This window comes from Roseibium sp. TrichSKD4, from assembly GCF_000148725.1.
In the GTDB taxonomy this organism is placed as follows: Bacteria; Pseudomonadota; Alphaproteobacteria; order Rhizobiales; family Stappiaceae; genus Roseibium.
This window is the reverse complement of record NZ_GL476321.1, coordinates 134,575-154,422: the sequence shown is the minus strand read 5'-3', so window position 1 is coordinate 154,422 and position 19,848 is coordinate 134,575. Positions and strand designations below refer to the sequence as shown.

General features: G+C 54.5%; 18 protein-coding genes and 3 pseudogenes. 11 read left to right on the top strand and 10 right to left on the bottom strand.

Annotated elements, in window-relative coordinates:
• Positions 1 to 204: 204 nt before the first annotated feature.
• Positions 205 to 705 (top strand): annotated as a pseudogene (locus TRICHSKD4_RS27065) (transposase); the annotation flags it as partial.
• Positions 706 to 779: 74 nt separating this feature from the next.
• Here the strand turns inward: TRICHSKD4_RS27065 and TRICHSKD4_RS31950 are convergent.
• From TRICHSKD4_RS31950 to TRICHSKD4_RS27055, 3 genes and pseudogenes are all read right to left on the bottom strand, one after another.
• Positions 780 to 932, bottom strand: a pseudogene (locus TRICHSKD4_RS31950) (HAD family phosphatase); the annotation flags it as partial.
• A gap of 23 nt (positions 933 to 955) precedes the next feature.
• Positions 956 to 3,478 carry an ATP-binding protein gene (locus tag TRICHSKD4_RS27060; RefSeq protein WP_208993212.1) on the bottom strand — a complete coding sequence of 841 codons (2,523 nt, stop codon included), beginning with the start codon at positions 3,476 to 3,478 and terminating at the stop codon, positions 956 to 958.
• Positions 3,475 to 4,203, bottom strand: coding sequence for a response regulator (locus TRICHSKD4_RS27055; RefSeq protein WP_009469665.1), 729 nt, complete (start codon positions 4,201 to 4,203; stop codon positions 3,475 to 3,477). Before TRICHSKD4_RS27055 ends, TRICHSKD4_RS27060 begins: the two co-directional genes overlap by 4 nt.
• 231 nt (positions 4,204 to 4,434) lie before the next feature.
• Here TRICHSKD4_RS27055 and TRICHSKD4_RS27050 point away from each other — a divergent pair, with 231 nt between their 5' ends.
• From TRICHSKD4_RS27050 to TRICHSKD4_RS27030, 5 genes are all read left to right on the top strand, one after another.
• A complete protein-coding gene (locus tag TRICHSKD4_RS27050) occupies positions 4,435 to 5,478 on the top strand; it encodes an ABC transporter substrate-binding protein (RefSeq protein ID WP_009469664.1) in 1,044 nt (347 codons plus the stop codon).
• Positions 5,479 to 5,566: 88 nt separating this feature from the next.
• On the top strand, positions 5,567 to 7,735 hold the full coding sequence (locus tag TRICHSKD4_RS27045; protein ID WP_009469663.1) for an iron ABC transporter permease: 2,169 nt from the start codon (positions 5,567 to 5,569) through the stop codon (positions 7,733 to 7,735).
• 20 nt (positions 7,736 to 7,755) lie between these two features.
• On the top strand, positions 7,756 to 8,817 hold the full coding sequence (locus tag TRICHSKD4_RS27040; protein ID WP_009469662.1) for an ABC transporter ATP-binding protein: 1,062 nt from the start codon (positions 7,756 to 7,758) through the stop codon (positions 8,815 to 8,817).
• 33 nt (positions 8,818 to 8,850) lie between these two features.
• Complete coding sequence (locus TRICHSKD4_RS27035; RefSeq protein ID WP_009469661.1) at positions 8,851 to 9,222, top strand: phosphomannose isomerase type II C-terminal cupin domain; 372 nt, start codon at positions 8,851 to 8,853, stop codon at positions 9,220 to 9,222.
• 120 nt (positions 9,223 to 9,342) lie between these two features.
• Positions 9,343 to 10,053, top strand: a complete 711-nt coding sequence (locus TRICHSKD4_RS27030; protein WP_009467818.1) for an IS6 family transposase — start codon at positions 9,343 to 9,345, stop codon at positions 10,051 to 10,053.
• Between the two features lie 35 nt (positions 10,054 to 10,088).
• Here the strand turns inward: TRICHSKD4_RS27030 and TRICHSKD4_RS27025 are convergent, their stop codons facing one another.
• The 7 genes and pseudogenes from TRICHSKD4_RS27025 to aztA all read right to left on the bottom strand — a co-directional run bounded on the left by TRICHSKD4_RS27025 (position 10,089) and on the right by aztA (position 15,848).
• The gene (locus TRICHSKD4_RS27025) at positions 10,089 to 10,478 is read right to left on the bottom strand and encodes a hypothetical protein (protein WP_009469660.1); all 390 of its coding nucleotides are present in this window, start codon (positions 10,476 to 10,478) and stop codon (positions 10,089 to 10,091) included.
• Positions 10,479 to 10,511: 33 nt separating this feature from the next.
• Positions 10,512 to 10,988, bottom strand: a complete 477-nt coding sequence (hisI, locus tag TRICHSKD4_RS27020; protein WP_009469659.1) for a phosphoribosyl-AMP cyclohydrolase — start codon at positions 10,986 to 10,988, stop codon at positions 10,512 to 10,514.
• Positions 10,985 to 11,626 (bottom strand): GTP cyclohydrolase I FolE, encoded by a 642-nt coding sequence (gene folE / locus TRICHSKD4_RS27015; RefSeq protein WP_050763565.1) that lies wholly within the window; start codon positions 11,624 to 11,626, stop codon positions 10,985 to 10,987. The genes hisI and folE overlap by 4 nt, the downstream gene beginning before the upstream one ends.
• A gap of 165 nt (positions 11,627 to 11,791) precedes the next feature.
• Complete coding sequence (gene aztD / locus TRICHSKD4_RS27010; RefSeq protein WP_009469657.1) at positions 11,792 to 13,021, bottom strand: zinc metallochaperone AztD; 1,230 nt, start codon at positions 13,019 to 13,021, stop codon at positions 11,792 to 11,794.
• Between the two features lie 84 nt (positions 13,022 to 13,105).
• A pseudogene (locus TRICHSKD4_RS27005) lies at positions 13,106 to 14,181 on the bottom strand (metal ABC transporter solute-binding protein, Zn/Mn family).
• Positions 14,182 to 14,199: 18 nt separating this feature from the next.
• Positions 14,200 to 15,072 (bottom strand): zinc ABC transporter permease AztB, encoded by an 873-nt coding sequence (gene aztB, locus TRICHSKD4_RS27000; protein ID WP_009469654.1) that lies wholly within the window; start codon positions 15,070 to 15,072, stop codon positions 14,200 to 14,202.
• On the bottom strand, positions 15,072 to 15,848 hold the full coding sequence (aztA, locus tag TRICHSKD4_RS26995) for a zinc ABC transporter ATP-binding protein AztA (protein WP_009469653.1): 777 nt from the start codon (positions 15,846 to 15,848) through the stop codon (positions 15,072 to 15,074). The genes aztB and aztA overlap by 1 nt, the downstream gene beginning before the upstream one ends.
• A 105-nt stretch (positions 15,849 to 15,953) precedes the next feature.
• On the opposite strand from aztA, the gene TRICHSKD4_RS26990 reads away from it, so the two are divergent.
• The 5 genes from TRICHSKD4_RS26990 to istA all read left to right on the top strand — a co-directional run.
• The gene (locus TRICHSKD4_RS26990) at positions 15,954 to 16,373 is read left to right on the top strand and encodes a Fur family transcriptional regulator (RefSeq protein ID WP_009469652.1); all 420 of its coding nucleotides are present in this window, start codon (positions 15,954 to 15,956) and stop codon (positions 16,371 to 16,373) included.
• A complete protein-coding gene (locus tag TRICHSKD4_RS26985; RefSeq protein ID WP_009469651.1) occupies positions 16,366 to 17,535 on the top strand; it encodes a GTP-binding protein in 1,170 nt (389 codons plus the stop codon). Before TRICHSKD4_RS26990 ends, TRICHSKD4_RS26985 begins: the two co-directional genes overlap by 8 nt.
• A gap of 13 nt (positions 17,536 to 17,548) precedes the next feature.
• A complete protein-coding gene (locus TRICHSKD4_RS26980) occupies positions 17,549 to 18,547 on the top strand; it encodes a GTP-binding protein (RefSeq protein ID WP_009469650.1) in 999 nt (332 codons plus the stop codon).
• Between the two features lie 63 nt (positions 18,548 to 18,610).
• On the top strand, positions 18,611 to 18,859 hold the full coding sequence (locus tag TRICHSKD4_RS26975) for a nitrate reductase (RefSeq protein WP_247642871.1): 249 nt from the start codon (positions 18,611 to 18,613) through the stop codon (positions 18,857 to 18,859).
• 338 nt (positions 18,860 to 19,197) lie between these two features.
• Positions 19,198 to 19,848, top strand: a 651-nt coding sequence (gene istA / locus TRICHSKD4_RS26970; RefSeq protein ID WP_139052330.1) for an IS21 family transposase, incomplete at its 3' end; no start/stop codon positions are given.

Here is a 19,848-nt window from a genome sequence, read left to right as displayed (position 1 = left end):
TGTTGCGAGATAAACCCGTGCGACGGGAATCTCTCTGATTGGCATTTTGTCACGCAATGCCCAGCGTCGAATGACACTCAAAAATCCCATGTCGATCACTCCATATCCCCCGAGCCAAAAACGTCGGGGTAGTGTGTTCACATGGGTCAGTTCTCAGTGACAATTTATGGGGCCACCGGGTCAGTTCTCAGTGAAAATCAACACCTTGATGATTACAGCCGCTATGTCATCGCGTGGAAGCTGTGTACGACGATGTTGGCCAGTGATGTCACGGATACGTTGGAACTGGCCTTACAGGCTTCAGGCTGTAATCAGGCCAGTGTCCGCCACCGGCCAAGACTGTTGTCGGACAATGGGTCAAGTTACTTCGCCGGTGAGCTGGCCGACTGGCTCGACGACAAAGGCATGGACCATGTGCGTGGAGCCCCATACCACCCCCAAACGCAGGGCAAGATCGAAAGATGGCATCAGACCTTGAAAAACCGGATCCTTCTGGAGAACTACTTCCTGCCCGGTGACCTCAAAGCCCAAATAAGCAAGTTCATCAGCCACTACAATCATCACCGATATCACGAGAGCTTGAAGAACCTCACACCCGCTGACGTCTACTTCGGGCGCGGCGAACAAATCCTGCGCAAACGAGAAAGGATCAAACAAAGCACCATCGAACAACGCCGCTTGCAACACCGCAAACAGGCCGCCTAATATCGACAAACAGATGAGCCAGATACTCCCTTAAACAACGCCCATATCTGTCCAAAAATCCCTGACGATGGACAAGCTTCAGCTTCTTCCCATGGCCTGCCTTTATCCTGTTCTTCATTCCATGCTGTCGTACAGACCTTTGCGAAGAAGAATCCGCGTTTAGCTTCATCTGGAATTATCCGTTTGAAGGGAAGTTCGGGATCGTAGTGAAGAAGGATATGTCCCATATCGAAAACAACGTGTTTGATCGTCAATGAAGAGCTCCGGTGTTGATGTGTTGGAGAGCAAACTTCAGCTTCTGCGCCGTAACCGGCTTTTGGACCATTGCATTGGGTCCATCATAGTCGTCGCTCAATGATGACTTGCCTGAGATAAGAATGCGCATCGCATCCGGTAGTTTCTCCGCGGAGGTCTCCAAAATATCATGTCCGGTGATCTCTGATCCCAGATCAAAATCGCTGACAACGAGCTGGAATTTGCCAGTCTCCAGATGTTTCAACGCGTCGTTGGCATTGCTGCATAGGGTGGACTGGTAGTTCATGTCACAGAGGATCGAATCGACGATGTGTCGTACTTGCTGGTCATCATCAATCACAAGAGCAGTTTTGATTGGTTGGTTTTCGGTCTCTTGTTTGACTGCATTAGCCAGTGGCATGGAGATGGAAATCACAGTGCCCTCGCCTTCTTCGCTTTCTATTTCAAGATTGCCACCCGATTGCTTGATGAAGCCATATACAATGGAAAGCCCGAGTCCGGTTCCACCCTCTGCTGCTCTTGTCGAGAAGAATGGTTCGATAGCTTTTGTTCGCACATTGGCTGGCATGCCAATGCCGTCATCTTTGATGATGATGGTCGCTTCATCATCTCGCGACAGCAACTGAATTGCGATCTCACCGTTGGCCTCAATTGCATTGTTTGCATTCAAGATAAGATTGAGAAGTGTGGATTCCATCTGACCTGGATCGGCTATCACATGAAGGGGTTCTGGAGAGTACATGACATTGAGCGCCACCCCTTCCCTTAACCCAATTTCCGCAAGCTCAATCATCCCTTCGAGCAGGCTGTTGAGCTCAACTATCTCGGGTACGAGGTTTTGCTTCCTTGCGAATGCCAGCAGACGTTCCGTCAAAGAGCCGCCGAACTCGACAGCATTCTCGATTGCGGAGACATTTGCTCTTTGAGTTTCGCTCGCTCCATTTGTGAGCAGATGCGCATGAGTTCGGATCGTTGAAAGGATATTGGCGAAGTCATGAGCTGTGTCGCCAGCAACTTTACCCAAAGCTTCGATGCGGTCGATCTGAGCAAGACGAGCTGACATGGTGTGGCTTTCGGTGACATCAGCCACTAACCAGACACGACCATCGTCGGGGAGTTGGCTTGCCCTTAATTCGAGGACTTGACCATCATCGGCTATGAGGTCCAACTGACCGCGAAGGCTAGATTCTACATTTGCTCCGGCAGCCGACCTGGCAAACTTTCCCTCATGGAACCAATCGGCAAGTGGCTTGCGGAAGGGTTTGTCCGGATCAATTTCCAGAATATCCGCGAAGGCTGGATTTGAAGCCGTCACCTTGCCAGTCGCATCGGTAATCGCGATTCCATATGCAATATTGGCGAAGACTTTCTCAAACAGCGCGTTGCGTTGATTGAGCTGTTTGTGAGAGCGGTCCAGTCTAAGCGCATTCGCTCTGAAACTACGAAACGACCGAAACAGATCGCCAATTTCATCGTCGTTTCCGGATCTGCGCGGCAAGACGGATGTTCTGTCGCCATTGGCCAGACGCACCATGGCATCGGACACTCGTCCAATATTGTAAGCTACATAACGTGAGACGAATAAAGCGGCGGACAATGCCAAAGCGAGGCTTACTAAACTGACGACCGCGAGCGTGAGCTTGATAAATTGGATCGTGGAGGAAGAGTCTGATCGCTCTTGTGCCAGAAAGGCTTCGGCTCTCGACGCATAACCCACGGCCAATTCGTTGACGAGGTTGGCATCGCGCCTGATACGAAAGAGTGCGTTCTGCGCCTGAAGATTGACGGCAAGTTCTTGTCGACGCAGTTCGAATATACCGGTTTCTCCTGTAATGATCTCTTCCAGTTGCTCCAGGAATGCTCGCTGCTGTTCGGAAAGTGCTGGCGACGCCAATTGGCGTCTTTGTCTTTGATATTGTCGTTGCTCCTCACCCACACCGATCAGATTGTCTGCGTAGGCCGCATTGAGGGCGTCAGCCGTCATGGCTTGTAGCGTCCACCACGCAAGCCGTGTTTCTGGACGAGATTCAGAATTTTCGACTTCTCCAACAACTTGCTCTCGCAGGTTCCCAAGCTTTGCGATCGCTTGTCGAACGCTCGACTGCACCACGTCCAACCGCTTTGAGGCATCGACCAGGTCCTTGATGCCGTTTTCCATCTGTGTGGTAATGGGACCGATGCTTAGGTTCTCATCGTTGTTGCTCAGTGAGGTGTCTGGCCATTCCTTGCGTACACGATCAAGAACGCCAACTAGCTTTTGCCCCTCCCGATCAATCAGAAAGTTAGATCTCTGATTGAGCAAATATGGAGCTGTCGTTGCCAGATCAGATGATCGTTTGGAAAGGTCGATGGCTTGAGCGACGCGGGTTAGCGATTGTCGATGCAATTCCTGCATGCGGGTATCAACGCGCTGTAGACCAATCCAAGTCATCAAACTGACACCAACGACTGCGAGAGATAGGAGTGCAATCGCTGTCCACAGACGTGCTCGGATTGAGCGTGGAAGAAGATTACTCATGGTTCAATCGCTGAAGCCTGAAGGACAAATATGTAACCCTGTCCTCGCCTTGTTTGCAGATGGATCGGCTTAGAGGGGTTTTCTTCGATTTTGCGTCGAAGACGCAGGATCAACACATCAACTGTGCGGTCCACATATTTGGTCAAATCACTGCCAAGTTCGGTCAGCAGGTCCAGTCGCGAGATCACCTTATTTGGACGTGCCAAAAAATACTCCAGCAAACGAAACTCGGCATTAGTGAGAACAATCTCTTCACCATCCGGACCGTAGAGCGCACGGTCTTGTTGATCGACCATCATACGACCAAACGAGATCCGTCCGGCAGTATCATCAGCGGAGACTGCATTGTGTTGGTTCGGTTGGTACCTTCGTAGGACAGCTTTGATGCGTGCAACGAGCTCCCTTGGGTTAAAAGGCTTTAGAAGATAGTCATCGGCGCCCGTTTCAAGACCAACAATCTGGTCTGTCTCGTCACCTTGTCCAGTGAGCATGACGATGGGGAGATCTTCAGTTTTGCGAATGGCTTTTGCGAGTTCAAGACCGCTTTCATTGCGTAGCTGCAGGTCGATGATAACGAGGTCGAGCTTTACGGATTTCCGGACGACATTGAAATCAGAGATGCATTCCATGGGAACTGGATCAAACTCGTTTTCGGTGAGCAATGCAGAAAGCGCATCCCTCATTCCTATCTCATCATCAACAATCCCTATCCTTGGGCGCACCATCAGCGAAGCCTCCTATGCCCTTAGCATAGTGTGAGAATTCTTATGCGTCTTCGGGTATATCGTTACAAATGTTACAGTCACTTAGCGAAATGAAATATTGTTAACACAAAGGCTTAGGATTTGTAACATTGTAAACAGGACTTCGATATCGGAAGGTTTGCAGAGTTTCTAACCTAAGAGTGTTGCAGGGGGAGATTGTGCCTGCAGCTTTCAACTCTAGGGAGGAAGAATATGAAAAAGTTCGGAATAGTTCCGCTTCTCGCCCTCGTCGCTTCGACGTCGGGCCTTGCACTTACATCTACAACCGCTGCTCAGGCCGACGAGCTCAGCGTCGTATGTAGCGCCGAGCAGGATTGGTGCGACTTGATGAAATCAGCTTTTGAAGCTGAAAACAGTGACACTGATGTTCTGATGGTCCGCAAATCAACCGGCGAGACGCTCGCGCAGGTTCGTGCCGAAGCTGGCAACCCAAAGATAGATGTCTGGTGGGGAGGCACAGGTGATCCGCATTTGATCGCAGCTGAAGAAGGCCTGACACAGGTGTCAGGCGTCGACACGAGCGACCTTCTTGGTTGGGCGCAGAATATGCACAAGATCTCTGATGGTAAGACTGTCGGCATCTATGCTGGTGCTCTTGGCATCGCATACAATGCTGACATTCTCGCAAAGAAAAATATTGCGCCACCACAGTGTTGGGCCGATCTTGAAGACGCCCGGTTTGCTGGAGAGATCCAGGTTGCAAACCCAAACAGCTCCGGCACAGCCTATACTGAGCTTGCGACTTTTGTTCAGCTCTTCGGCGAAGACGAAGCTATGACGAAACTGGCTGCGGTCGGAAAGAATGTGAACTCATACACGAAGTCAGGCTCTGCTCCATCCAAAGCAGCAGCGCGTGGTGAGACCGGTGTTTCAATTGGCTTTATGCACGACATGGTCAATTTGGCTTCTCAGGGATTCCCGCTGAAGATCGTGGCTCCGTGTGAAGGCACTGGCTACGAAGTTGGCGCAGTCTCCATCATCAAGGGCGCTAAAAACCTTGATGCTGCAAGAAAGTGGGTTGAATTCGCTCTGAACGCAGATTGGCAGTCCCGCGGTCCGGAAGTTGGCTCATTCCAAGTGCCTTCGAACTCCAACGCCAAAGTTGCACCCGAATCGCCTGATCTCGCTTCCATCAAGCTGATCGACTACGACTTTGCGACTTATGGCTCAAGCGACACACGTAAGCGCTTGCTTTCTCGCTGGGACAAAGAGGTTGGCGATCCAAACGCTCAGTAATCCTCCCAGACGATCCGCTTCTTTTAATGCGTGATCATCAACGGTGCCTCGCGCGAGCGGGGCACCGCTGGTAGAAAACGGAAATCCAATGAAAAAACTGTCATTAAGCTGGCTCGTGCTGGGGCTGGTAAGCTTTATCTGTTTGCCTTGGCATATGAGCGACGACGGTGTCGCGGACCTTGCCTGGGTGACGGATGACATCCCCTCCACAGGTCTCTTTCAGGTCCTCGCAGGTCAATGGTGGCTCCTACCACCTTTGCTGGCCATCTTTGTGGCGATTGCCATTCAGTTCGCTGTAAATAATCCAGTGATACGTGCCAAATGGACTTTGGTTACAGCAGTCGTTGGTATTTTTCTGATGGCCGTTCAAGGTCTCATCATTGTTCGTGCTGGACCTAGGCTGTTTGAAAGTCTTCTCACGGGTGAACTCATCACTGCCGGGCAACCAGGCATGGGTGTTGGCGCCGGTTTGGTGGCGCTTTCATTGCTCTTTGTTGTTACAACAGCAATTGCGCAGTCCGGGAAAGGACAGGGCGATGCCTTTGTGATCGGCGCGATCGGACTGATCGTCGCACTTGTTGGCATTTTTGTCTTCTACCCAGTCATGCATATTCTCATCCAAGCTTTCGAGGTTGAGGATGGCTATGCAATCAATCAGTTTTTCCCACGTTTCTTTAGCAGCGATATTTGGGGCATGGAGTGCCTTTATAGCGGACGATCCTGCGGTGTTGGCATAAACTCGCTTTTTCTCGCAGTCATGACAGGTCTTGGCACGACGCTTTTGGGTCTGGCCTTTGCTCTGATATTCACCCGCACAGACTTCCGCGCGAAAAAACTGCTTCGCGTACTGACAGTTATTCCGATCATCACTCCGCCCTTCGTGATCGGTCTTGCTCTCATCCTTCTTTTTGGCCGGGCAGGCACAGTTACCGAGTTCGTCGCGGAGCTCATGGGTGTTGAGCCCACACGCTGGCTCTATGGGTTCTGGGGTGTCTATTTTGCGCAGCTTTTATCCTTCACGCCAATTGCCTTTCTTGTGCTTATTGGTGTTGTCCAAGGCGTGAGCCCCTCCATGGAAGAGGCGTCGCAAACACTTGACGCCGATCGCTGGCAAACATTCCGATATGTTTCGCTCCCATTGATGCGCCCCGGCCTTGCGAACGCCTTCCTGCTTGGTTTCATCGAGAGCCTTGCCGACTTTGGTAACCCACTTGTGTTGGGCAGTGGTTACTCAGTCCTTTCAACGGAAATCTTCTTCTCCATCGTGGGCTCTGTGGCAGATCCGGCAAAGGCCGCAATCCTTGCGATTGCGCTCCTGACCCTCACACTATCTGCTTTCATGGCGCAGCGCATTTGGCTCGGCAAAAAGTCATACGCTACGATTACGGGCAAGGCTGATAGCGGTCAGAACGCATCGCTCAATCCCATATTGCGTGGCATTTGCTATGCCACCGCGTTGCCATGGGCATTTCTAACTGCCGTCGTTTATTCGATGATTATCTTCGGAAGCTTTGTGAAGCTCTGGGGTTACAATCATAGCTTCACCTGGGATCACTATATTCGTGCCTTCGGCATCGACTTCTCAAACGGCAGGCTGACAGGCGTTGCCTGGGACAGCTATATTACGACGCTTACAATTTCCAGTGTTGCAGCGCCTTTGACTGCGCTTGTCGGATTGACCACAGCTTATCTGCTCGTACGCCAGAAATTCATTGGCAAGGATGCTTTCGAATTCTCAACCATGCTTAGCTTCGCGATTCCCGGCACAGTGATTGGTGTGAGTTACATCATGGCATTCAACTTCCCGCCGATTGAGTTGACCGGTACATCCATCATTCTGATCATCGTCTTCGTATTCCGCAATATGCCAGTCGGTGTGCGCGGCGGTATCGCGGCCATGTCACAGCTCGATAAGAGCTTGGACGAGGCATCCATCACCTTGGGTGCGAACAGTTTCACAACGGTGCGGCGAGTGATCCTTCCACTCATGGGACCGGCCATACTCGCTGCACTCACCTACAGCTTTGTGCGAGCGATCACCTCTGTGAGTGCCGTCATCTTCCTTGTGAGCGCGAAACACAATATGGCGACATCTTTCATTGTAGGCCGTGTTGAGAACGGTGAATTTGGTCTGGCGATTGCTTACTCCGCCGTCCTTATCATTACGATGCTCACAGCCATCCTAATCCTTCAACTTTTGGTCGGGACACGACGTTTGCGTCGCACTGACCGCGTCCAACAAGCTGCCAAAGCATAATGGCTAGTGAGGAGAAACTCATGACCAACTCAAACTCAGGATCAGTCCGCTTTGAAGGCGTGGTAAAGAAATACGGTGCCGTCACAGCGCTGAAAAAGCTCGACCTCGATGTCCAACCGGGAAAGCTCGTTACACTGCTTGGTCCAAGTGGGTGTGGTAAGACCACGACTCTGCGCCTGATTGCCGGCCTGGAAATGGCAACCGAAGGCTCAATCTATATTGGCGGTGAAGACGTAACCCATCTCACCGCGACATACCGCAAAGTCTCTATGGTGTTCCAGTCTTACGCACTGTTTCCACACATGACCGTTCGCGAAAACGTGGCCTATGGACTGACAGTAAAATCAGTGCCAAAGGCGGAAGCGGCTCAAAAGGCTGATCAAGGTTTGGAACTGGTTGGACTTGCCGGATATGGCGATCGTTTGCCCAGTGAACTTTCAGGCGGTCAGCAGCAACGTGTGGCAGTAGCACGGGCTATTGTCTTGGAACCAGAAGTTTTGCTGCTCGATGAGCCTTTGTCCAATCTGGATGCAAAGCTGCGACGTCACGTCCGTGAGGAAATCCGACAAATTCAACAGCGTCTTGGTCTGACCGCCGTCTATGTGACCCACGATCAGGAAGAAGCAATGGCGGTCTCTGACAACATTATTGTCATGCGCAACGCGGAGATCGCCCAGGAAGGCAGCCCACACGATCTCTATGAGAAACCCAACTCTGAGTTCATCGCCGACTTCATTGGGGATGCTAACCTAGCCGCCTGTGAGATCATCAGCACCAAAGGTGAAACCGCCTCTATTGAGCTTGATGGGCAGAAACTGACAGTTCCCTATCTAGGAGCGGAAAAGGGTTCGGCAAAACTTGTCCTTCGCCCGCATCATCTGTCACTGGCCTCCGGCAAGAATGCTGGCATCAAAGGCGAAGTCACCTATGCGGCCTATCTTGGCAAAGAAATCCAATACACGGTCGACACTCCTATTGGCGAGCTGTTCATCGTCAGCAATGTCATCAGCGACCCGTTCACAAAGGGAAGTGCCGTCAGCGTTCAGTTGGATGCGGATAAAGCGAGAGTGGTTACCGCATAAATGACTGGAAAAAGATAGATTGGACAGCCCTTCGTGGAGCATCAAGAATATCAAAATGGACAAGCAGATGTACGCCCATGGGGAACATGGAAGGTTGTCGAAGCCAACGAACGATATGCAGTTAAAACCATCAGCGTGAAGCCCGGGCAAAGGCTTTCTTTGCAGCTTCATAAACACCGCTCGGAACACTGGGTCGTTGTCGAAGGCGAAGGTGTCGTCACCCTTGGTGGTGATCAGATCCGTGTTGAGCGTGGCAGTCATATTTATGTTCCCCGCCAAACGCAGCACCGCATCCACAATGATAGTGATCGCGAATTGCGGTTTGTCGAAGTCCAGTTCGGGGATCGATTGGATGAAAACGACATCGTCAGAATTGAGGATGATTACGAAAGAACGGGTGGATGAATGGGACTTGAAGCCAGAACATCGAAAGAGAAATAATGAAGATTGGAGCATTTTTTCTGATTTTAGTAGTTCCGTCGGGGGCAAGTTGTTGATTGAGCATTGGTTTGATAGATCGTTTGTATGTTTCCAAGTTCAGAATTCCCAGGCCTTAAGGGCTTTCGCTTTCCACGATCGATCATTTCCTATGCGGTCTGGGCCTACCACCGCTTAGCGTTGAACGCGGCGGATGTTGAAGACCTGCTAGCGGAGCGGGGAATTGCTGTCAGTAGGGAAACAGTCCGCAAATGGGTGAACCGGTTTGGCCGACATTTTGCGCGCTGCATTCGTCGTGACCGTCCAAAGCCCAATAGCAAATGGCACCTGGATGAAGCGGTGATCGTTATTGGTGGTGTCAAATACTGGCTCTGGCGGGCGATTGACGGGGATGGAGACGTACTGGATATCCTGGTTCAATCGCGTCGGAATGCCAGGGCAGCCAGACGTTTCTTTGGCACGCTGGTCACGCAATACGGCGAACCCCGGGTCGTGGTGACAGACAAACTGCGCAGTTACACCAAGCCGGTTCGGGCTCTTGCGCCAAATGCCGATCATCGCGCTCACAAGGGCTTGAATAACAGGATTGAGAACTCCCATCGCCCAACACGTAAACGGGAGAAGATCATGGGCCGGTTCAAATCTCCGCGTCAGGCACAACGCTTCCTGTCTGCCCATGATCAGATCAACACGCTTTTCCGGCCGCGCCGATATAAACTGTCCGCACCTTCATACCGGCATGCAAGGGCTGATGCATTCGCAATATGGCAAGACTACACTGGAAAAATGAACGCCTGAATCCCGTCCAGAATGGGGTGTCATGCACCACGAATTCAACAAGTTGGCAATACCCCAGAGGGTGTTGCGTCTTCCAGAACGTTGGCGAAGGTCTTGTCCGGGGCGAGGCCGAATTCAGCAAGGACAAGAGTCGGTGCATTCCCCGCTGAAGTTGAATCGGCAAGGGCGAAGACTGCCGCACGATCTTCGCTGAGGCGTGCGGCGTAAGTGGCAAAGATCGCAAGTGCGATCCGGCTTTTGGCCACTCCCGGGAAGCGGATCGCCACCTTGTCAACGGCATCGACCCAAGCCGCATTGCTCAAGGTTTTCACTCGTTGCGTCCCGATGTCTTCCGGCATGCCGAATCCGAGTTCCCCTGGGCGGGTAAAGTCAACGCCCGGAAGGCCTGCGGTCATTGGAGTTGCAATCTTGTCAATTTGCGTCATGCCACCTGCCTAGAAAACCGTAGCACGCGACCGTCACAACTGTGTTGGATTCGGCGCGTCGCCATAGACCTCTTTCGGGTCAATGGCCTTTTCAGTTTCTGTGTAACTCAGTTCGAGCGGCCCATCTTCCGCACCAACCGGCACCGCGCGGTAAAAACAGGAACGGTAGCCGACATGACAGCTCGCGCCGCCGTCAACGGCAACACGCAGCCAGACCGCATCCTGGTCGTCGTCGATCCGCATTTCGACCACTTTCTGGATCAGCCCGCTGGTGGCCCCCTTGTGCCAGAGACACTTGCGGCTCCGGCTCCAGTAATGGGCTTCGCCCGTTTTGATCGTTTGTAACAACGCTTCCTTGTTCATCACGCCCATCATCAGAACGTCGCCGGTCTCAGCGTCGGTCGTGACGACAGGCAGGAGGCCATTTCCATCGAATTTCGGTGCGAGGACCTTGCCCTCCTCGACCTGCTCAACGGAGAGCCGGGGCGAAAAGAAGGAATTCTCCGTCATGAAAATGCGCCTCCATTTGCGCCGGAAATGGAAGACAGGAAATCTCTGCGAAGCTCCGGTTCCGTTTGAAACTCGCCGAGGAGCCGTCGGGTCAGCATGGAAACGCCGGGCTTTTTGATACCCCTGGTGGTCATGCACATATGCGCGGCTTCCACGACAACGGCGACGCCGCGCGGCTGAAGAACGTCCTGAATCGTGTCGGCAATCTGCGAGGTCAGCGTTTCCTGGATCTGAAGGCGTTTTGCGTAAACCTCGACGACCCGTGCAAGTTTGCTGATGCCGACGACGCGATTGGCAGGAAGATAGGCCACATGCACCTTTCCGATAATCGGTACGACATGGTGCTCGCAATGCGATTCCAGCCGCATGTTCCGCAGGACGATCAGATCGTCATAGTCGTTCGTTTCCTCGAAGGTGCGCGCAAGAAGCTCTGCGGGATCGATCTTGTATCCTTCAAAGAACTCTTCATAGGCGCGCACGACACGGGCAGGCGTGTCGACCAGTCCTTCACGATCGGGATCGTCACCGCTCCATTCAAGCAGGACACGCACGGCGGCCTCGGCATCTGCGCGCGAGGGACGCAGTCCGTGCTCCTTCCTGTAGTCTGCCATGGCCGCAACAGTCGCAGCGTAGTTCATGATTTTCAGAACCTCAGAATAAGTTGGTTGGCTTGCTCGCACGCTCACCGTTCAGTTTCAGGAGGTGTGCTCCAGCCCACCAGGGCCAATCACCCCACAGCGGACCAGCCAGGAACAAGCGTTCAAGGACACCCGGCCTGAATGGCCGGGTGCCTTCGGATGTGGTCAGTGGTCGTGCTTGTGGCCCGCCGTGTCTCCATGAGACATTCCGGTGCCACCGACAGCGACGATATTGTAGGGCTGGCCGCCAACCGCGATTTCACCCACTTTCTTGAAATCGACAGCGCCGATCAGGTGAAGCTTGCCCGCCAGCGGATCCGTGACGACGATGGAGCCGCCCGCGACAGCCACCCGCGGACGTGGATCGCTCCAGTGTCCGTCCATCGAATAGGCCTCGGTCACAGAAAGGGTGGCAGAGATGGCACCCGTCAGAATGTCGAGTTGGTGCAGCTGGCCGTCCTCGGTGAAGACATAGGCGAATTTCGGCCTGACCGGATCAACGGCGAAGTGAACGCGGCGCATCGGCAGGTCGACAAGCCGGAAGTCCCCGTCACCGGTAGGGTCAATGATCACCACCTTGTCGGCGCCGTAGTTGCCCAGGAAATACTGGATGCCGATGCCGCCGACGACGGTGGTCGATTTGCCGTCCGGAAGTGCCTGCGGATAGGCGACATGCCTGATTTGCGGCCCACCATCTCCTTCGGTGACGACAAGCAGACCCGTTGCGCATGCGAAGACAAGCAGATTGCCTGAGGCTGCTTCGCCGTGCAGGTCCGGGCACGCGGCTGTTGCGCCGACCTCATTGCCCTCCCGATCCAGAGTGCCGATACCGACGGGCAATTTGGACGGGTCTTCGGGATGAGGGACGGATACCAGGTCGTGATCGCCGAAGGCGACCGCGACCCAGTGATGCGGTGCATCGGCCTCCACCGCGCGCAGGTCGACGCTGCCCTTCAGTGCGTCTCTTTCACTGAAAACTCGTGCGACACCTTCCTTGTCGAAGAAGACTGCCAACTGGCCGTCATGCTCGACGAAGTGGACAGGATACTCACCCGCGATCTCCGCCCCGGTGATCTTGGGTGGTGCGACCTTGATGTCACCGTGATCGCCATGGTCTTCAAAGGCGATCCCGCTCGATATCGTGTTCACGATATTGCCGTTCCGCTGCACGGCAAAGACCGCTTCGCCACCCTTGCTGCGGTAAAGCGATGCCGGCGCCTTGATCTGGATCGTCTCGATTGTCGCCCCCTCAAGGGCATCCACAACAGTCACTTTTGGATCACTATGATCTGAAACGAACAAACGCCATTCCGTTACCTCCTCGGCCATCGCGGGCATTGCCAACGCGGTGAAAGCAAGGCTCAAAGCGGCGGAAGCTAACAGTGACTTACGCATACCAATCTCCGAAATGTTATATCGTTACGAGTTAAGGCCAATAGAAAGGCGGATTGCTCCGCCTTCCCAGTGCTTGGAACGAACTCAGCTTCCCGAGATCGCGTTTTTGATCGTGTCCGTATTGTGCTGCATCATTTCGATATAGGTTGCAGCAGGGCCGCCTTCTTCGGACAGCGCGTCAGAATAGAGCGTGCCGCCGATTTTTAGGCCCGTTTCGTTGGCAATCTGTTCGATGAGCCGGGGATTGGTGACGTTTTCCACGAAGATCGCCGAAGCCTGATCTTCCTTGACCTGCCGAATGAGCGCAGCGACATCGGCAGCCGAGGCTTCGGACTCCGTCGACATGCCTTCAGGGCAAGAATTTTCACACCATATTCATGCTCGTAATAGCGGAAGGCATCATGAGGCGTGATGATCGTGCGCTTGTCTTCCGGAATTTCCGCGATGGCCGCTTTGATGGAGCCTTCCAGGGCCTCCAGCTCTTCTCCGAAGGCTTTTGCATTGGCCATATAGACATCGCAGCCTGCGGCATCGGCCGCACAAAGGGCATCGGCAATGTTCTTCACATAGACTTCGGCATTGTGAACCGACTGCCATGCATGCGGGTCGAATTCGCCGTGATCATGATGATCGTGCTCATCCGCATGGGCGTGTTCTTCTTCTTTGTCATGATCATGATCGTCGTGCTCGCCGTGGGCGTGTTCTTCCTCCTTGTCGTGGTCATGCCCTTCTTCGGAAGCATGGTCGTGATCATGCTCGTGCTCTTCGCCGTCCTTGTGGCCAGCCTCGTGATCATGATCGTCGTCTTCGCTTGGGAGAATTTCACCGCCCTTGGTGACTTCGACGATTGGCGCCTTGGTGCCACTTGCTTCAACAAGCCGGTCGAGAAATCCCTCGAACTGCAAGCCGTTGACCAAAACCACATCTGCACCGGCAACCGCCGCAGCATCTGACGGCCGCGGCTCGTAGACATGGGCGTCGCCATTGGGGCCAACCAGCGTCGTAATATCGACCCGATCACCGCCGACATTTTTTGCAAAGTCACCGATGATCGAGAAACTGGCGACGACCTTCAGGTTCTCGGCATTCGCCGTGGCAAGTGTTGCAGGAAACAATGTGATGGCACTTACGGCAGCGGCAAGCGTGAGCATTCTGGACATGGGATTACTCCTTTTCGTTCAGGCAGTTCGGTGAGATCTTGACCGGACGCGGGAAGCCAGAAGTCCGCGCGCACCGGCAAAAATGGAAATGATGTAGAGGACACCGGCGGACAGAATGATGGCCGGACCAGAGGGAAGTGAGGCGTGATAGGACAACAGCAGGCCGGAGACGCAGGAGAGAATGCCAAAGCCAATCGCGAGCGCACACATCGGATGGACCCGGACCGTCCAGAAACGGGCGGCAGCGGCCGGCACCATCATCAGTCCCACGGACAGCAGCGTTCCAAGCGCCTGGAACCCCCCGACGAGATTGAGCACGACGAGCCCCAGAAACACAAAATGCACCGGTGGTCCCAGACGGGACACCGATCGAAGGAAGAGCGGATCGAGACATTCCGCAACCAGAGCCCTCCAGAAGATCGCGAGCGAGGCTAAGGTAAAGAAGGAAATACCACCGATCAGGCTCAAGGCTTCGTCGTTCAGCGCGAGCACCGTGCCAAAAAGAACATGCATCAAGTCGACGTTGGAACCGCGAAGCGAAACGATCAGGACACCGAACGCAAGTGAGATAAGATAAAAGGCTGCCATGGAGGCATCCTCTTTCTGAATTGTCAGGCGTGACACGGCACCGGCGGAAAGAGCCACGACCATTCCGGCGATTAATCCGCCGAGGGTCATTGGTAGAAGCTCAAGGCCGTAGAGCAGGAAACCCACCGCCGCACCTGGCAACAGGGCATGCGCCATTGCATCGCCTGTGAGGCTCATGCGCCGAAGCATGAGGAAAACCCCGACGGGACACGCGCTGAGGGAAAGCAGGACGGCCCCCAAAAGGGCGCGTTGCATGAACGCAAATTCGGCAAAGGGCGCGATGAACCAGTCATAGAGGAGCATCAGGCAACTCCTCGTGGCTGGTGCGCACGGTCGTGCTCATGAGCATCTCCGGTGGCGCACCACGGAGCATCCTCGTCCCATGCTTCATGGAACTGGCGCGCGCGCAGCAGATTTTCCGATGAAAGCGTCTTGCGGGCTTCGCCCCAGGCCACCGAGCCGCGTGCAAGAAGCAGCGCATCAGGAAAATGCTCGCGTACCAGATCGAGATCGTGGACGACAACGAAGACCGTACGTTCTTCGCCGTGCCAGCGTTTGATCAGCCCGATTAGATCCGCCACGGTTTTCGCGTCAATTGCGTTGAACGGCTCATCAAGCAGGATCAGATTGGCATCCTGCACCAGAACTCTGGCGAAGAGCGCGCGCTGCAGCTGACCGCCGGACAGCGTGTCGATAGGCCGTTTCTCGAATCCTTCCAGCCCGACCGCGGACAAGGCATCGGCGACACTCTTTCGATCTTCAGAATTGTACCGGCCCAGCAGTCCCCGGCGCGGCCACAGACCCAACGTGACCAGATCGATGACCCGCGCCGGAAAAGAGCGGTCAAGTTCGGATTGTTGCGGCAGATAGGCAAGTGTGACGTCAGCAGCGATGGAACAATGACCGGACATCGGCTTCAAGATGCCGACAATGCCCTTCATCAAGGTCGACTTACCAGACCCGTTGGCACCAACGACGGCGGTCAGAGATCCCTTTTGCACAACACCGTTCAAATGATGCACGGCGGGATGACTGTTATATCCCAGCGTCAAATCCTCGAACGTCACACAGGCTGGCATCCACACACTCCCAATCGTCCGCCATCAGGACAGCTTGACGGACGACTACGTTATGTTATTACGTTCGTCAACGGCAATGTTATGTCATCACATCGGTCGCACGGCATGCAAGAAACTGTCCGCAATGATACGGTAGAGCGCATCGGCGGCCGCAACAGCCAGCTGGTCTTCGAGGTTCTTGCCCGGTCGTACAAGCCGATGAGCGCCTACAAGTTGCTTGAAGCGCTGCGCGGGCAGGGATTGAAAGCACCTTTACAGGTGTACCGGGCACTCGACCAGCTCATCGCCATCGGATTGGTCCACAAGATCGAGAGCCTAAGTGCCTTTGCCCTGTGCACGCAATGTGAAGCGCACAGTCATGGAGGCGCTGCTTTCACCATATGCGTGAAATGCGGGCGAACGGACGAAATCCACGATGCCGACCTTGGACGATTGCTGGAGAAGCTTGCCCGCAAGCAAAGGTTCCAGACAAATGCGACAACGGTCGAACTCTCCGGAGTGTGCGAGGCCTGTTCGGATGAATAATATCTCGGTCTTTCTGCTCACAGGGTTTCTCGGGGCCGGCAAGTCGACGCTTCTCAACCGGCTCTTGAGCGATCCGGACTTCGCGGACACCGCCGTTGTCATCAACGAGTTCGGCGATATCGCGATCGACCATGACCTCGTCCACGTCGGCAAGACCCAGGTCGCGCGAACGACAACCGGCTGCATGTGCTGCACGGCTGGCAGCGACATCCGCACAACACTTTACGAGCTCCACACGTTGGCCGAGGCAGGCGAGACCGTTTTCAAGCGCGTCATTGTTGAAACGACGGGCCTTGCCGATCCCGCGCCCTTGATCAACGACCTGATACCAGGCGGCTCGCCCGCCATTGGCCTGCGCGATCACATTGTTGCCCGCAATTTCGAGCTGGCCGGAGTGGTCACGCTCGTTGACATTGAGACGGGCACGGCGGCACTTCAGAACCATTTCGAGGCAACGAAACAAATTGCCTTCGCAGATCGCCTGCTGCTGACGAAAACCGACCTTGTAAACGGTGCGGAATTGAACTCCGCGGTCGAGCGGCTCAAGGCAGGGCTTTTGCCCGTGAACCCATCGGCTCCAATTCTCGATAGCAGCGCAGCCGGTTTCGTGCCGGCCGATCTGTTCCGGCAACGCGCCTATATGCCTGCCTCGCTCGGCGACGACGTGATCGGCTGGCTGGCGCTGGAAGCGGCGATCCGCTCCGAGGTTCCGGCCGCACATGGAAATACCGATGCGGTGCAAGGCGTGGATCGGCACGCAGGCCGCATCAGGACCTTCACCCTGACACGGGAACAGCCCGTCGAGCCGGAAACATTCCGGAAGTTCATGGGGCTCTTGTCAGATTCTGCCGGGCCGCGGCTGCTGCGTGCGAAGGGAATCGTGAACCTTGCGGAAGACTGCGCACGGCCTGCTGTCGTTCACGCGGTGCAGCACATGGTCTATCCGCTTCGAACCCTCGACGCCTGGCCGGATGAGGATCATCGCACCCGGCTCGTTTTCATCACCGACGGGATTGACCCAGAGCCGGTCCGGCAACTTTTCGAGGCCGCCCTCGACAACCGTCCGTCCTACATCTACCGGCGCTTCACCGAATTTGGCGCCCAACTGAAATCCCTTTTGCACTCCGCAGTCACCCAACCGAGACGCGGCGCGCCACGGTAACAGGAGACCTGGAATGTCTAACGTGAGCTTTACACCTGTAACTGTCCTGACCGGATATCTGGGCGCAGGAAAAACCACACTGCTCAACCGGATCCTCACCGAAAACCATGGCAAACGTTACGCCGTGATTGTCAATGAATTCGGTGAAGTTGGCATCGACAACGATCTCATCGTCGGCGCCGACGAAGAAGTGTTCGAAATGAACAACGGGTGTATCTGCTGCACCGTTCGCGGAGATCTGATCCGCATCATTGAGGGCCTGATGCGCCGCACGGGCGCATTCGATGCTATTCTGATTGAGACAACCGGCCTGGCTGACCCTGCTCCTGTCGCGCAGACATTCTTCGTTGATGATGACGTTCGCCGCAAGACCAAGCTCGATGCGATCGTTACTGTCGTTGACGCCAAGCATTTGCTGGGAGAGATCGATCACGCCCACGAGGCGCAGGAACAACTTGCCTTCGCGGATATCGTTCTTCTGAACAAGACGGATTTGGTTACGCCCGACGAACTGGCCGCCGTCGAGACTCGTATCCGCAAGATCAATCCGACAACAACAATCAGGCAGTCCACACGCTGCGATGTGCCGCTCGACCAGATCCTTAATCGAAATGCCTTTGATCTCGATCGTATTCTTGAGGTCGAGCCGGATTTCCTGGACGGCCATCACCATCATCACCATGATGATCACGTCACCAGCTTCTCGCTGGTAACTGAAGAGCCCCTCGACCCTCAAAGAGTTCTGCCGTGGGTTCAGATGATAACGCAGCAATACGGGACAGACATATTGCGGATGAAAGGCATTCTTTCGTTCAAAGATGACAACGACCGTTTTGTAGTTCAGGCCGTTCATATGCTTTTGGAGGGAGACCATCAAAGGCCTTGGCACGACAACGAACCGCGCATAAGCCGCCTCGTGTTCATTGGCCGAAATCTTCCAAAGGATCTCTTTGAAAAAGGCTTCATGAACTGCCGCGCAGAACTCGAATCCAGCGCGACCTTGACTGCGTGAGCAAGAGATTGCCCGTCGGAAACAACCGCATGCCGCGATAAATCAGACACGAAGGCGATGACGATGAGTTTCGTAAACCCGCTGGCACCGCGCCGAGCGCTTCCTGAGAAAACCCGTCAGATCAAGGAGTGGACCCGCGCATTACGCGGGCTAGACGACCAAGTGGTCGTGGCCGTGAGCGAAATTGCCTGCCGGGACGAAGGGTGCCCCGACGTTGAAACCGTCATCGGTATCATGCGGCCGGGCGAAAAGATCGAAACCATCCGGGTTCACAAGCCGATTGCCGAAGTTGAGCAAAGCGACATCCGGTAATTCTGGCTGTTGTGTAGGGACGTGCGAAAGGCTTTCCTTGTGTGTCTAGGGGCCGCGCCATCTGCTAATCGCTTAGGTGTGTCATAAGCAGAGAGACCGCTTCCGGCCCAATGCCCAATCTCATGTGTTCTCCTAAGAACCTGCCCCATAAATGAAGTTGAAATGGCGAAACACCGTTAGGAAGGGCGCGCGGAGCGGGCTTGTTGCCCGATCAAGCGCGCTGACTGTTGATTTTCACTGAGAACTGACCCGGTGGCCCCATAAATTGTCACTGAGAACTGACCCATGTGAACACACTACCCCGACGTTTTTGGCTCGGGGGATATGGAGTGATCGACATGGGATTTTTGAGTGTCATTCGACGCTGGGCATTGCGTGACAAAATGCCAATCAGAGAGATTTCCCGTCGCACGGGTTTATCTCGCAACACGGTGAAGAAGTATCTGCGCGAGGGCATTGTTGAGCCGAAGTTCAAAACCCCGCCGCGACCAACCAAACTTGATCCGTATGCGGACCGTTTGTCTTCTTGGTTTGTGGCCCAGACGCGCAAGTCGCGCAAAGAGCGTCGAACCGTCAAACAGATGCACGTGGATCTGGTGCAGTTAGGGTATGATGGCTCCTATGAACGTGTGGCGGCCTTTGTCCGTGCGTGGCGTGCGGACCGGCAGCGGGCGGAACAGACGACAGGGCGCGGCACATTTGTGCCTCTGATCTTCCAGCCCGGCGAAGCTTTCCAGTTTGATTGGAGTGAAGACTGGGCCAATATTGGCGGCGAGCGACTGAAGCTTCAGGTCGCGCATATCAAGTTGTCACACAGTCGGGCGTTTTTGGTCCGGGCTTACCTGCTGCAAACGCACGAGATGCTGTTTGACGCCCATTGGCACGCGTTCCGCGTGTTTGGCGGCGTTCCTGGCCGAGGGATCTATGACAATATGAAGACAGCGGTTGATCGCGTCGGCAAAGGCAAGCAGCGGGACATCAACGTCCGT